This window comes from Janthinobacterium aestuarii (genome assembly GCF_046113285.1).
In the GTDB taxonomy this organism is placed as follows: Bacteria; Pseudomonadota; Gammaproteobacteria; order Burkholderiales; family Burkholderiaceae_D; genus Janthinobacterium.
Genome location: NZ_CP142524.1, coordinates 2,396,201 through 2,409,960, shown reverse-complemented (window position 1 = coordinate 2,409,960; position 13,760 = coordinate 2,396,201). Strand labels below are relative to the sequence as shown.

At 62.0% G+C, this 13,760-nt stretch carries 10 protein-coding genes; 1 reads left to right on the top strand and 9 read right to left on the bottom strand.

Going from position 1 to position 13,760, the window contains the following annotated elements; genetic code table 11:
• Positions 1-20: 20 nt before the first annotated feature.
• The 6 genes from OX462_RS10885 to OX462_RS10860 form a co-directional block, all read right to left on the bottom strand.
• Complete coding sequence (locus OX462_RS10885) at positions 21-4,562, bottom strand: tape measure protein (RefSeq protein WP_409028398.1); 4,542 nt, start codon at positions 4,560-4,562, stop codon at positions 21-23.
• A 116-nt stretch (positions 4,563-4,678) separates the two neighbouring features.
• Entirely contained in the window at positions 4,679-5,014 is a 336-nt protein-coding gene (locus OX462_RS10880; RefSeq protein WP_230504772.1) for a phage tail assembly chaperone, read from the bottom strand.
• A gap of 8 nt (positions 5,015-5,022) precedes the next feature.
• On the bottom strand, positions 5,023-5,475 hold the full coding sequence (locus tag OX462_RS10875) for a hypothetical protein (protein ID WP_230504771.1): 453 nt from the start codon (positions 5,473-5,475) through the stop codon (positions 5,023-5,025).
• 75 nt (positions 5,476-5,550) lie between these two features.
• Entirely contained in the window at positions 5,551-6,756 is a 1,206-nt protein-coding gene (locus OX462_RS10870; protein WP_070220940.1) for a phage tail tube protein, read from the bottom strand.
• A 334-nt stretch (positions 6,757-7,090) separates the two neighbouring features.
• Positions 7,091-7,633 (bottom strand): DnaJ-like cysteine-rich domain-containing protein, encoded by a 543-nt coding sequence (locus OX462_RS10865; RefSeq protein ID WP_034783962.1) that lies wholly within the window; start codon positions 7,631-7,633, stop codon positions 7,091-7,093.
• 25 nt (positions 7,634-7,658) lie between these two features.
• The gene (locus tag OX462_RS10860) at positions 7,659-8,072 is read right to left on the bottom strand and encodes a FeoC-like transcriptional regulator (protein WP_086142938.1); all 414 of its coding nucleotides are present in this window, start codon (positions 8,070-8,072) and stop codon (positions 7,659-7,661) included.
• 149 nt (positions 8,073-8,221) lie between these two features.
• Between OX462_RS10860 and OX462_RS10855 the strand changes: the two genes are divergently transcribed.
• Positions 8,222-8,935 carry a S24 family peptidase gene (locus tag OX462_RS10855; RefSeq protein ID WP_070220944.1) on the top strand — a complete coding sequence of 238 codons (714 nt, stop codon included), beginning with the start codon at positions 8,222-8,224 and terminating at the stop codon, positions 8,933-8,935.
• Positions 8,936-8,970: 35 nt separating this feature from the next.
• Here OX462_RS10855 and OX462_RS10850 read toward each other — a convergent pair whose 3' ends face one another.
• Genes OX462_RS10850 through OX462_RS10840 form a run of 3 tightly spaced genes read right to left on the bottom strand, consistent with a single transcriptional unit; the run spans position 8,971 to position 13,701 of the window.
• On the bottom strand, positions 8,971-10,911 hold the full coding sequence (locus OX462_RS10850) for a propionate--CoA ligase (protein WP_409028397.1): 1,941 nt from the start codon (positions 10,909-10,911) through the stop codon (positions 8,971-8,973).
• Positions 10,912-10,926: 15 nt separating this feature from the next.
• The gene (locus OX462_RS10845; RefSeq protein WP_070220946.1) at positions 10,927-12,153 is read right to left on the bottom strand and encodes a hypothetical protein; all 1,227 of its coding nucleotides are present in this window, start codon (positions 12,151-12,153) and stop codon (positions 10,927-10,929) included.
• A gap of 12 nt (positions 12,154-12,165) precedes the next feature.
• Entirely contained in the window at positions 12,166-13,701 is a 1,536-nt protein-coding gene (locus OX462_RS10840) for an MBOAT family O-acyltransferase (protein WP_121669877.1), read from the bottom strand.
• Positions 13,702-13,760: the final 59 nt, after the last annotated feature.

The window sequence follows — 13,760 nt, the reverse complement described above, 5'->3', positions numbered from 1 at the left end:
GGACCCATTCAAGGTTTCGTTCATACTATGCTCGCTTTCGATTGACTGGCCCAAACCGAGGCGCGGGCCGCTTCCGACGCGCCGGCCGACACCTTGTCGGCGGCGCGTTCATTGGCGTCGTAATTGCTGCTGATGATGGCGCCCGTCTGCTGGTCCTGATCGGCGCGCAGCTGACGCACTTCCTCGCGCAAGCCCTTGATCTCTGCCACCAGCGCTTCGTTGACGCCATCGCCGGCACTGAAATAGCGCTGCATCGCTTGCGCCGCCGGCGCGTCGACCACCACCTCGTCAACGGCGGCAAGCGGCATGCCGAAAGCGGATGCGAACTGCATCCCGCCTGTAATATCGACGTTGCCACCTGCCCGCAATGCAGCGCCCAGCGCATCGACCGCTTCCTGGATGCCCACCGCCGTCTTGTTTAGATTGATCAACTGCCCCACCTGCGTGTCGAGGGCCGTCAACTGCTTCTGCGCATCGCTCATCTGCGTGCCGGCAATCGCCGCCAGCGCCGCCAGGTCGGCCTGCACCCGCGCCGCATCGGCCGCATAGGCGTCGCTCGACGATTTGACTACCTGATTCGCCGTCAGGTACGCCGTGGCCGCCGCCGTCAGCGCCGATTGCGCCGCCGCATCGCCCGTCTTCGCCTTGGCCAGCGTTTCCTCATATTGGCGCTGCGCCTCAGCCATTTTCTGCATCGGCGTCAGGGTCGACAAGCTGCCCAGGAGCAGGGAATCCTTGAAAGAGCGGATGCCATCGCCGAAGGTTTTCAGGCGGTCGATGGTGGATTTGAGGGCGGAGGATTCCGTCTCGTAGGCGCTGGCGATGTCTTGCCGCGCCTGCAGCTGGTCATATAGCGCCCGGTTGGAAGCATCGACCGAAGTACGCTCGCGGGCACGCAATTGCGCCGACGTCATCGTCATCTGGTCAAGTTTTTCCTGGATGCTCTTACGCTCGTCGGCGATACCCTGCTCCGATTTGGTCAGGTCTTCCGTCGCCGCATGCGTCTTCGCAAACGCATCGGCCAGCGCCATCAGGCCCGCATACTGCTCGGCGCCCGTCTTGGTGGCCAAGGCGCCGGAATTGGCCAGTTGCAATACCGTGTCCTTGAATTGCGCGCGCGTGGTCACGCTGGCATAGCCCAGAGCTGCCATCTGTTCCGTCACGTGTTTTTGCACGGGCGCCAGGCGCTCGCCTTCGGTCAGGTAGTTTTCGGCAAAGAACGCAGTCCGATTGCCCAGTGCTTCAACGCCGCCGGCGGCCTTGACCAATTGCTCGCGCGCCGCCAGGGATGCCACGCCGACGGCGCCAAATGCCTGCTGCGAAGTGCTGCCCAAGGTAGCCAGCACGGCGTCAACAGTGGCGTAACTACCCGCCAGGCGCTGCAGCGCAGCGCTCGCCGACTCGCCTTTCAATTTGAGCTGCGACAAGGAAGGAACCAATTCCATGGCCATGGCATCGCCGACGCCGGTAAAGAAGTCGGCAATGGCTTTCTGATTGGCCGCATCGTCCTTGGTCATGACAATATTGAGCGACTGCGTGCGCGTGGCCAGGCCATCCGTATTCACGCCCAGTGTGTTGGCGAACGTGCCCGTCACCGCCTTCATCTGCGCGTACGTATCGCCTAACGATGCGGCCAGCTCGGCATCGACTTCAGAATGGTCGGTACCCTTTTTATTCTTGCGGAAAAGACCGCCTTTCTGGGTCCAGTTCGAATAACTCTCGCCCGTAAAGCCATCGACACCGAGACTGCCGGAAATACCTGCGCTGCTGACCTTTTTCTCGCCCATGCCGAACAGGCGGTTCGCCGCGCCGCCCAGCAAGCCGCCCACCAGCGCGCCCATGGCAGTACCTACCACCGGGAAAATGCTGCCAACGACAGCCCCGATCGCCGTGCCAGCATTGACAACGCCATTGCGACCATATTCACCCGAAATCATCTTGCCGCCGTACACGCCGCCCATGACGCCGGCGGCAACGCTTGCCGCCGCGCCCGCACCGGTGGCAAATGCGCCATTGGCCCCGGCCGTGTACGGAGTGCCTTGCAGCATGCTCATGCCACGCTGCACGCCATTGGCTACCGAAGTACCAATACCGGAAAGTCCGTTGGACAGCGATTCATAGATGCCTTTCGCCGAACTCAAAAGCGACTGGATACCCCCGCCATTGGCGAAACTGCCCTGCGCCTGCGCCGCACCCGGATTCAGGAACGAGGCAAAGCCGGCCGCAATGGGAGACATGATCGGTTGCAGCACGAGGTTGTTGAACATGCTCTTCAACTTGTCCTTGAACATCGTCGCCAGGTTCTTGCCGCCTTCGAAGCCGTTCATGAAGGCGTCAGTCAGCGATTTTTCGATGTCCTTGGCGCTGGCGGCCCATTCATCCGAGGCCTTCTTGGCCGCAGCGGCAGACGCTTCCTTGGCGGCCAGTTCTTCCGTCGCCGTCATGCTGCGCTGCTTGGCATCGATCAAGGCATTCAAATACTCGATCTGCGCCGCATTTTCCTTGCCCACCGCCAGCGCGGCGCGCTGTTCCTTCAACAACGCCATTTCATTTTGCGCGATAGCGGTCTTGCTCATGCCATACACCGCTACCAGCTTTTCGCCAGCCTCCGCTTCCTTGACGGCATCGGCAACGGCCTGCGTCCGCGTATCGGACAGCGCTTTCGCCTCCGCCTGCGCCTGCTCCGCCACTGCCTTGGCTTGCTTGTCCACCTCGATCTCATCGAGGCGAGTTTGTATCACTTTGCGTGCAACCTCGAATCCCGCCTGTTGTGCTGCGGTCACCTTTTTCGTCCGATCCGCCAGGAGTTCCTTCAACCGATAATCGAACTGTTGCGCCTCGTTCATCTCGGCATAGCCGGCAACTTCGCGCTTCAGGTCGCGGGCCTTGCCGCGCATGTCATCCATCATGGCTTCGAAAGGCGTTGGCGGAGCGGGAAGTGATGGCGCGCCTGTACCAGTTCCGCTCGTCGGTTTACCCGACGCGCCTTGCTGCTCAAGCTGCTTGAGCTTGCCCTGCAGCGCATCGAATTCGGCTTGCAGCCTTGCCATGTTGCTGTCCCGCGCCGCCTTGTCCAGGGACTGATATTTTCCCGTGCGATTGCGCACCGCATCCATTTCCGTCGATATCTCTGCCATGCGCTCGCCAGCCGGGGTATCCAATCCTTTTTCCGACACGCCCAGCTTTGCCAGCTCATTGCGCTTTGCCAGCTGGACCATCTGCTTGTCGAGTTCAGCAATGATATCCTTGGTACTTTTGCGCATGGGCTCTACGGCCTTCTCCGCATTGTCCTTCGATGAACTCCCCCACATATTCCAGGCAGTAACACCTAACCCTACGACAGTCACCAGCAAGCCAATATACCCACCCATGAATGCCAAGGCCCCTTTCAGTACCCCTGCAGCGACCGATGCGGCTCGCGTTGCTGCCGTTTGCGCCACCAATGCGGCGGAGTGAGCCTCGGAGGCAACAGTGGCACGGGCTTGGGCCGGTATCAGACCATTGGTGGTCAGCGCCAGCGCCACGTCGGCCTGGCTGGCGCGTATCGTCGCTTGCAATTCAGCTACCCGTGCAGCCGCCAGTGCCGAGGTGGCAGCGGTCGCCGTCACGTCGGCATTCGCCGCCGCCAGGGTGGATGCAAGCAAGGCCCGGTTGGCTGTGACCTTGCTGTAAGTAGCCACTACGACGCCGGCAGCCCAGGTGGCAAACTTCGCGGTGGTCAGCGTTTCCAGCACGCCAACGACAAGGATCAGGTTATTCGACAAAAATTCAAGACCGCTCGTCATCAGGCGCACGGCGCCGCTCGACTCCGCCTGCCTCGCCGTGAATTCCATCACGTTATTGCTCAGAACGGTAAAGCTGCCGCCGATAGTTTCGAACTGCACGGCTTCCTTGCGCAACTCGCCCAGCGCATTCGGCAGCGCGATGGCCATCACCTCGGCGGTGATCAATCCTGCGCCGGCAAACCCGGCAAGCGCTTCTTTCGACACGCCCAGGCCGGCGGCCATTGCCGCCATGACCTCAGGGGCGGCCTGGCTGATGGCGTTAAATTGCTGGCTGCTCAGGGCACCATCGGCGAAGGCATCGGACAGCCCCTTGACGGCGGTAGCGGAATCGGCTGCCGATGCGCCGCTGATCTTGACGCCCAGATTGAGGGCCTCGGTGATGCCGGCCACTTCGGCCTGGCTGATGCCCAATTTCTTGGTCGCATCGTTCATTTGGGTATACAGACCCGCCGTAGCGGCGAGATCCGTTTGTCCCGAGGCTGCAATACGCTTGACATTGTCGTACGCCTCGCCATATTCCTGTGTAGAGCTGGTCGACATGCGCAGTTGCGCTGTCAATTTCGTATATTCATCAGTTAATTTAACGATCTGGCCGATATTGTTGGAAATACCCAGGCTGGAGAGTATCTCCGTGTATTTTTTCGTGACATCTTCGAGTTTCAGAGTCGACTTGGCGGCCTTCTCGCTGGCCTCGCGCATGCGTTCCAGGTCATCTGCCGCGATGCGCACATTGAGCGTATCAATGCGTATCTGTAGTGTTGCAATATCAACGGTCATAATTTACCCATAAAAAAAGCCACCGAAGGGTGGCAATGCAAATCGAGGTCACCCTGGCGATGACAGTTGTGTTTTTGGCGTCACCTCTGCTATAGATAGGCCGGGTAAAGGCCAGCCTAATGAGAACTGTTTTGATGAACCATGTAGGCCGCGTCAAGCTGATCGACCAGCTCTTCTTCCCATACCGCCAGGCGTATGCGGTGTCGCAACTGCCAAGCCAGGATATCGAGGCTGCTCAAGGGATTGACCGCCATGCCGTTTTGCCGCTTGCGGCTCATCTGCACGAAAAACTGCCACACGTGCGCCAGTTCAAACGGCAGTTGCGCGCAAACGGGAGCCTGCGGCTCCCGGTAGAGTGGATGACGCTTCGCGGCATCCAGGTGCTCGCCTTTCGCATTGCCATCAGCCGCCTTCGCCGAACGCTCAAACTGTTCGTCGGCAAAGAGCAGCAAGGCGGCGGCTAGACCGTCAAAAAATTGCCTTCCGCCTCAAGCGCAGCCAGCACTTTTTCCTGCCAGGACGGCATTTTTTCAAAAATCGCCTTCAGCAAAGCCGGGGACGGTTGTACCGGCACGCCCTTGTCGACGAAACCAGGCATGCCCACCACCACCGCGATGGCGATCTTCATGCTGCGGTTTTCCGCCAGGTCATACAGTTCCGCAGCGCCTTCGTCCGTCTTCGCGTCGATCTGCTTGCTTTTTTGCACCGAGCGCTTGATCGCCACCACCGACGTTTCGCGGATCACGGCACGGTATTGGTCGGAATTTTTGCTGACGATTTCAAAGCCCGCCTTGTGCGCACCGTCTTCGTCGAACAAGACCGACACCAGGTGCACCTGGTCCACAGGCTTGTTACCGTCATTCAGCAGGGAGATATCAAAACCAGCCGAGGCGATCATTTGTGCGTTGTTCATGTGTATTTTCTTTCTTGATTAAGGTAAAAATAAAAAGGCCGCCATCACGGCGGCCCCGGGTCAAGCGTCAGCCGCTTACAGCGCGCTGTCCTGGATGCTCAAGGTGGTCGCTTCATGCTGCGCATCGGCGCCCTTGTAGCGCAGGACGTCGAAGGCGCAGGTGACGATTTTGTTTTTCTCGCCGTCGTCGATCTTGGCCGACGTGATCTTGATGCGGCCCATGGCCAATGCCAGCACGTCGGCGGTTGGCGCCGTGCCCGACGCCATGGCGTAGGCCAGCGGGATTTCCGTCTCGGACTTGAAGTAGTCGAGATAGGTGGCGTCCTGCAGCAGCACCGTGAACTGGCCCGAGCCCATGACCTTGCCGCGCGAGGCGGCCGTGGCGTACTTCGAGCCGATCACCGGGTCGACCTTGACCTGGCCGTCGAGCGAGACGGACATGCCGGTGCAGATCTGCGACGGGATGCCGTTCACGGACAGCATCGCCGTGGCGCCCGAGAACTTGCCGGTGCCCGGCGCGGCCAGCGGCGTGGGGAAGTACGGCACGGCCGTGGTCGGGCCTTCCGCCTTGCCCATCAGGGTGAAGTCCAGGCTGGTGATGCCGTTCGGCTGCACGGCGATATCCATCTTGCTGACCAGCTGGTCGACGAAGCTGCGGTGTACGCCGATCTTCGGGTCCTGCACTTCGGCCGTGAACCAGTCGGTGGTGTGGCCGCTCAAGGGGGTGAAGCTGCGCTTGCCCACCGCCGCCACGCCGACCGAGTCGCCGGCCGCCTTGACGATCATGGCCGAACCGTCCATGAACTGGCCATTCAGGTTGGTCGCCGTCACCGACGTGACGAAGAAATTCTTCGCGTTGTTGGCGGCGGCCGGCGCCGTCATGCCGGTGATGCGCACCACGCTGCCGGCGCGGAAACCTTCCGCCAGCCAGGAACCGGCGCTGCGCGTCAGGCCGGAGGCGGCAGCGGCGATAGTGGTTTGCGCGGCAGCGACGCCGCCGGCCGTGAAGTCGCGGCGCAGCAGCGCTGCCATCAGCGGTGCGTAGGTGCCGCACGCCGCTTCGGCCTTGATGGCGCCCGTGGTGCGGAAATTGCCCAGGCGGGTATCGCCCTGCTGCTGGCTGGCGTCGATTTCGGCGCTCGCATATTTGTCCGCTTCCGTGTCGAAGGTGGCCGTGACGCGGGGATAAATCTGGCCGCCGCCGGCGGCGGCCTTGCTGCCTTCGGCACTTTGTTTGCTGATAACGATCAAGCTGTCGATGCCGTTTGCTGTCGATGCCATAAGTAATACCTTTCGTGGGATGAAAAAAAAGACCACAGCTGTGGTCTTGAGGGGGGAACTGCCAAGTATCGGGAAAATAAAAAGCCCGCACGCGGTGAGGCGGCGGGCTGGCGTCCGGATGGCATGGGGCCATGCCGGATGGATGTTGGGCGAAGGGGCCATGAAGGCCGTTCGCTGCGCTGATTTCCCCTATCGGTGTCGCGCCAGAGGCGCGTCTATTACGAGTGGAGAAGCATGTGGTCCTGCGGTGTTGCCGGTGTTTCTGTTGCTGCGTGATCGAGACTCTATTGTAGGGGCGTTTTTTTCAGCGCCAGGCATATTGCAAAAAAACTTTTCAGTGCCCCAGGCGGCGCATGGCGCGGGCGCCGTGCGACTGGAAGATGCCTTCCAGCTCGCTGACCATGTCCTTGATGCGTTCGAGCTCGAAACCGCCGGAGCAGCTGATGGCCGCTTCGCCGGCGCCGTGGCACGCCTTGCAGACGACCGGCGCGCCGGCCTGCATGGCGGCGACGACGCCCGTGCCGTGGCAAACCTTGCACTTGCTGTCGAGCCAATGCGCGAGCGACGCTTCGGCCACGCGGCGGTACAAGGTATTGGCGGCCTGCGCATCCCAGGCCGTCTGCGCCTTGACCCAGCGCCGTGCGCGGCCCTTCTGCGTCACGGCCGCCGTCCAGGCGCGCAGCAGCTGCGCCAGGTTGCCGGCATTGCCCTCGAACAGGCGGCTGACGGTGCCGTCCGCGTATTTGACGCGGCACAGCAAGGCGCCCATGTCGCCGGCCAGCGCCGCGGCCGCGATCACGTCCAGGTCGTGGTGGACGGCATCGTCGCGCAGGTTCTGCGACGACAGCGATGCGATGAATTTTTCTGCAAACCCCATGATTTTCTCCTCGTTGATTCTTGTCTTAGTTTTCCCGCGCCGGCCCGAACAGGGCCGCCACCAGCGGATCGCGGCGCGCCGCACCGCGTGGCCAGCTGGCCGTACGGCGCACCTGCGGCGGCAGTTCGGCCCAGCCGTCGACCTCGTCGTCCTGCTCGCCCAGCGCGTACAGGGCGGGCCGCTGGCGTCCCGGCTCCGTGCAATGGCGCTGCGCCAGATGAATCTGCCCCATGCCGCACATGTGGCGCAAATAGCGGCTCATGGTGCCCGCGTCGAGTCCCAGCAAGGCGGACAACTGCGCCGCGCTGGCCTGGCCCTGCTCGCGGATGTACTGCGCGATGCGGGCGATATGCAGCTGCGACTTCTTGCTGCGTCCCTGTAACTGGCGCCCCTGCCGCGGCACCGCCCTGCTTTCAACCGACTGACTGCTGTTCAACATCTGCCTGACCTCCCGTGGTGTCGCCAACCGGCAAACGCTGTAGTGCGTTTGCGACAGGCAACGATTGGACTTTATCAATCGCTAATGTTAAAGTCAAGCATTTGGTAATTTATCAAACGGTAAATTTCAGGTTTAATGTGGAGATGAATATGTATCAATACAGACGCGACCGCCTGCTGGCCCTGATCCGCGAGCACTACGACAACACGCGCAAGAAAATTTCCGACGTCAGCGGCTGGAGCGAGGCGCGCATCTCGCAAATCCTCTCGCCCACCTACCGCGAGGGACGCGCGTTCAGCGAAAAGATCGCGCGCAAGCTGGAAGCGGATCTGCAGCTGGACAGCATGTACTTCGACCAGGGCGCGGCGCCCGACCAGGCGGCCATGGCCGCGCGCGCGCTGGCCGGCGTGCAGCCCGTGGTCGTGGAAGATGGCGAAGATGAACGCTTCTACCCGATCCGCAAGGTGAAGCTGCGCCTGTCGGCCGGCATCACGGGCTTTGCCATCGAACCGGAAACGCACGACGGCAGCACCATCAGCGTGCCGCGCAGCTGGGTCGAGCGCAATGGCTACCACCCTGAAAAACTGGTGGCGATCAAGGTCAAGGGCGAGAGCATGGAGCCGGCCCTGTACGAGGACGATGTGGTGATCATCAATACGGCCGACAACCGGCCGGCCGACGGCATCGTGTTTGCCATCAATTACGAAGGCGAACCGGTGGTCAAGCGCATGGCGCGCGACATCGGCGAATGGTGGCTGACGTCGGACAACCCCGACCAGCGCAAATACCACCGCAAGCTGTGCCGCGGCAATGAATGCCTGATCGTCGGCAGGGTTGTGCGCAAGGAAAGCGACCGGATCTGAGAACGAGGTTTATCGATTGATAAACTTCGTTCCCATCATGGCGCTGACGCCAATGCTGCCTGGATCTGCTGCAGCGATGCCGGATCGTCCATCGACGTCAGGTCCCCCGGACTGCGTCCTTCGCAGATGGCCTGGATCGAACGGCGCAGCAGCTTGCCCGAGCGCGTCTTCGGCAGCTGCGCCACGAACAGCACGCGCGCGGGCCGCGCCACGGCGCCCAGCTGGCGGTCGACCACGGCCATCACTTCGCGTTCCAGCGCTGTTTTCGCCTCGACGCTGTCAAAACCCTGCGGGTCCTTGAGGATCACGAAGGCCATCGCCACCTGGCCTTTGAGCTTGTCTTCCACGCCCACCACCGCCACTTCCGACACGTTCGGATGGCTGGTGATGCTTTCCTCGATTTCGCGCGTGCCCAGGCGGTGGCCGGCCACGTTGATCACGTCGTCCGTGCGGCCCAGAATGAAGTAATAGCCGTCCGCGTCGCGCACGCCCCAGTCGAAGGTCGAATACACTTGACGACCGCTGAAGGTGGACCAGTAGGTGTCGACGAAACGAGAGTCGTCGCCGTAGACCGTCTGCATGCAGCCGGGCGGCAGCGGGCCTTCCAGCACCAGCACGCCCTTCTCGTTGGCGCCGCACTCCTCGCCCGTCGCCTCGTTGAGCAGCTTGACGCGGTAGCCGTACATGGCCTGGCCGGGGCTGCCCAGGCGCGTCGGCGTGTCGGCAATGCCCTTGGCCACCGAGAGGATGGGCCAGCCCGTCTCCGTCTGCCAGTAATTGTCGATGATGTCCACCTTCAGTTCGTCGGCGATCCACTGCGAGGTGGTTTCATCGAGCGGCTCGCCTGCCAGGTACAGGGCCTTCAGGGAAGACAAATCGTATTTGCGCATCAGTTCCACCGGGTGCTTGCGCAGCACGCGGATGGCCGTCGGCGCAGAGAACATGCGCGTGACCTTGTATTTTTCAACGATGCTCCACCAGATGCCCGCATCGGGACAGATGGGCAAGCCCTCGTACAGGATGGTGGCCATGCCGGCGATCAGCGGGCCGTAGACGATGTAGGAGTGTCCCACTACCCAGCCGATATCCGAGGTGGCAAAGAAGGTTTCGCCGGGCTTGCCGCAGAAGTTGTACTGCATCGACGACGCCAGCGCCACCGCATAGCCGCCCACGTCGCGCTGCACGCCCTTCGGTTTGCCCGTCGTGCCCGAGGTATACAGCACGTACGACGGCTCGTTCGATTCGAGCCAGGCGACTGGCACCTGCGCGTCCAGGTGCCGTTCGCGCAGGGCCGCGTAATCGACGTCGCGGCCAGGCGTCCGTTCCATCGGCACCAGATGGCGGTCGACCAGCAGCACATGCTGCGGCTTGTGCGCGGCGATGCGGATGGCTTCGTCGAGCAGCGGCTTGTAGGCAATCGCCTTGCCATTGCGCGAACCGGCATCGGCGGAAAACACCAATTTTGGCTGCGCATCGTCGATGCGGCTGGCCAGGCTGTTGGCGGCAAAGCCGCCGAACACCACGGAATGCACGGCGCCGATGCGCGCGCACGCGAGCATGGCAAACGCCGCCTCGGCGATCATCGGCATGTAGATCAACACGCGGTCGCCCTTGACCACGCCCAGCGACTGCAATATGGCGGCGCAGCGCTCCACTTCGCGCTGCAGCTCGCGAAAGCTGTAGCTGCGCTCCGTGTTCGTTTCGGTGGAAATGGCGATCAGCGCGGCGGCATCGCCCTGGCGGTCCACCCAGCGGTCGACGGCGTTGTGGCACAAATTCGTGGTGCCGCCGACGAACCATTTGGCGAACGGCGGGCGGGAATAATCGAGCACTTGCGAAAACGGGGTGTTCCAGTCGATCTTTTCCGCTTCCTCGCGCCAGAAAACGTCAGGCGTGTCGATCGAGCGTTGATAAAATGCTGCGAAATTCATGTCTCCTCCGGTATGCGTGCAATCTGTGTTTTTTTGTTCGTGCATGTTCTGCTTATCTGTTCATCTGCTTCCTCCAGTGTGGCCATGCTGTGTGGCGAGCAGCTGCCTTGAAAACAATGCCGGCTGCGCCGCCGCGCAACTGTTGCGTTCCTGCGCGATCCGCGCGCGGTTTTGCTCGAGGCTGGCGTCATCGAGCGGCATGCCAAACTGCCCATCGCCAGGCGCAACATCCTGCGGCGACATCACGCGCTGCAATACGATATCGCCCAGCGCCTTCTTGAAATGTCCGGCCTCCCAGTACCAGCGCGTGGCAGTGCCGCGCTCATTGGCGGCGGGTATCGGCTCGCAGTTGTATGCGCCATAGCCGCTGAAATCCGTGAGGGAAATATGCGCATCCGGGTAGCGCGCCTTGACCGCGCCAATTTCCCGCACCAGCTGTGCTTTCCATACTTCGAACAGGGGCCACAGCCCGGCAGCCTCGAACATGGCCAGCATTTGCGCGTGATACGGATAGATCACCAGCTTGATATCGGCCTCGGTGGCCGCCATCGCCAGCAAAAAGGTGCGCAGCAATCGAAAGTCTTCGGTGGCAAGGCTCCGCGTCGATTTGCGGCGCAAGCTGGCGGCGCTTTCCTGCGCCCGCTGCGTGAACATCTTGTGGTAGCCATCCCGGCGCGCATGGGCGCCGTACTCCAGCAAGGGATTGAAGCCATCGGCCGACAAGGTGGCCGCCTCATCGTCGTGCTGAATGCGCAGCGTGTGCACGGCATCCTTGACGGAGGCCAGCGAAAAGAGCGCATCGAAGCGCCAGAACGCGCGGCCATGCGCCGGCGCGGCGGCCGCTGACGCAGCACGTGCGGACGGTGCGACGGCGGGATTGAGAAAATCGATGAATTCCATGCCCACGATGACCGTGCGTGGCCGGACGCCGGCCTGGCGCAGTTGCGCAAACTGGCTGGCGGATGTCGCCAGGCCCGTGCCCGGAATCGCCAGATTGTAGCCGGCGCCCAGCGCCGACAAGGCGCTGGCGCGCGGATCGAAGCCGATCTCCGCGCGCGAATTGCCGAGGATGATGAAGCGCGGCTGCCTGCGCAGCGCATGTTCCTGCTTGATCTGGTTCTGGTAGCGGCTCAGGCCCGGCTTGACGGCATTGAAATTATCGCGCCGGACGACGCCATACAGGCCATAAGGGTCGACAACGAAAACGAAGGCGCCCGCCAGCACGGCGCCCCCCGCCAGCACCAGCGCCAGTACGGCCAGATAGGATTTGAAAGGGGATGCCGTCATGATGCGCCCTTTCTAGAATTGAAAATACAGGAATTCAGCGGGCCGGTTCAGGGCCAGCATGCTCGCCAGCGCGAGCACGGCGATGGCGGTCGCCCACGCAGGCGAGGCGCGCCAGGTGAGCCAGGCGCGCAGGTGTCGCCCACCGGCAGGAAAATCCAGCGCCGGATCAAAGTGGCGCATGATCTGCTGCGTATTCGGCATGGAAAAAGTAATCAGCGCTGCCACCGCTATCCACGTCCAGCTTTCAATGAACACCGTGCCGCCGCCCAGGTAATAGCCCATGCCCATGGCGGCCAGCACAGGCTGAAGCGGCAGCAAATGGGGCGCCAGCGCATCGGGCAAATCCAGGCCAAAGCCGCCCGCCATGCCTTGGATGATTGTCAGGGCGGTTGCCATGTCGGGTGCGCGAAAGAAGACCCAGGCGACGCAGACGGCAATGAAAGTAAGGGCCGTCGCCAGGATGTTGCCAACGCGCGTACCGGACGGCAGGTGCAGCTTGCGCGTCACCGTGCTCCAGGCCTTGTGGATCGCCAGGTAAGCGCCATGCAGCGCGCCCCAGACGATGAAATTCCAGCCGGCGCCATGCCACAGGCCGCCCAGCACCATGGTGATCATCAGGTTCAGGTAGCGCCGCACGGGCCCGCAGCGGTTGCCGCCCAGCGGGATATACAGGTAGTCGCGCAGGAAGCGCGACAGGGTCATGTGCCAGCGGCGCCAGAATTGCGCGACATTGCGCGCTTTATAGGGCGAAGCAAAATTCAGCGGCAGCCGCACGCCAAATAGTCTCGACAAGCCGATGGCCATGTCGGAATAGCCGGAGAAATCGAAGTACAGCTGGAAGGCATACGCGAGCACGCCAGCCCAGGCGATCAGCAAGGATGGCGCGGCGGGATCACTGAACAAGGGCGCCGAATAGGCGCCGATATTGTCGGCAATCAGCACCTTCTTGGCCAGGCCGATGAAAAAAATCGTGCTGCCGATGGCGATATTGCTGGCCGACAGGCGGAAGGTACGCCGGTCGGCGAATTGCGGCATCATTTCCTTGTGATGCAAGACAGGACCGGCAATCAGATGCGGGAAATACGTGACGAACAGCAGATAGTGGACGAAGCGGCTTTCCTGCGCCTTGCCCTTGCAGGTGTCGACCAGGAAGGCGATCTGCGTAAACGTGAAAAACGAGATGCCAATCGGCAGAATCACGTGCAAAGCGGGAATTGGCTGCGCCAGCAATTGCGCCAGGCTGGCAACGAAAAATCCCGCGTATTTATAGTAGGCAAGCAAGCCGAGGTTGGCGGCAATGGCGGCAGCCAGTATCCATTTCTTGCGCGGCCGGGGGCTGGTCGCCAGCCAGGCCGCGCAGCCATAGTTAAAGACGACGGAGCCCAGCAACAGCGGCAGGTAGCGGTAATCCCAGTACGCGTAGAAGAACAGCGACGACGACGCCAGCCAGGCGGCAGCCCATAATTCGCTGCGCCGTCCCAGGATGAAAAAACCGGCCACCGTGATGGGCAGATACGCGAACAGGAAGACGTAAGAGTTAAATAACATCAGTTCACCCGTCGGGAAGTGTGGGAGGTCGCCAGCGTCTGCGCTGCACGCATCGCGGC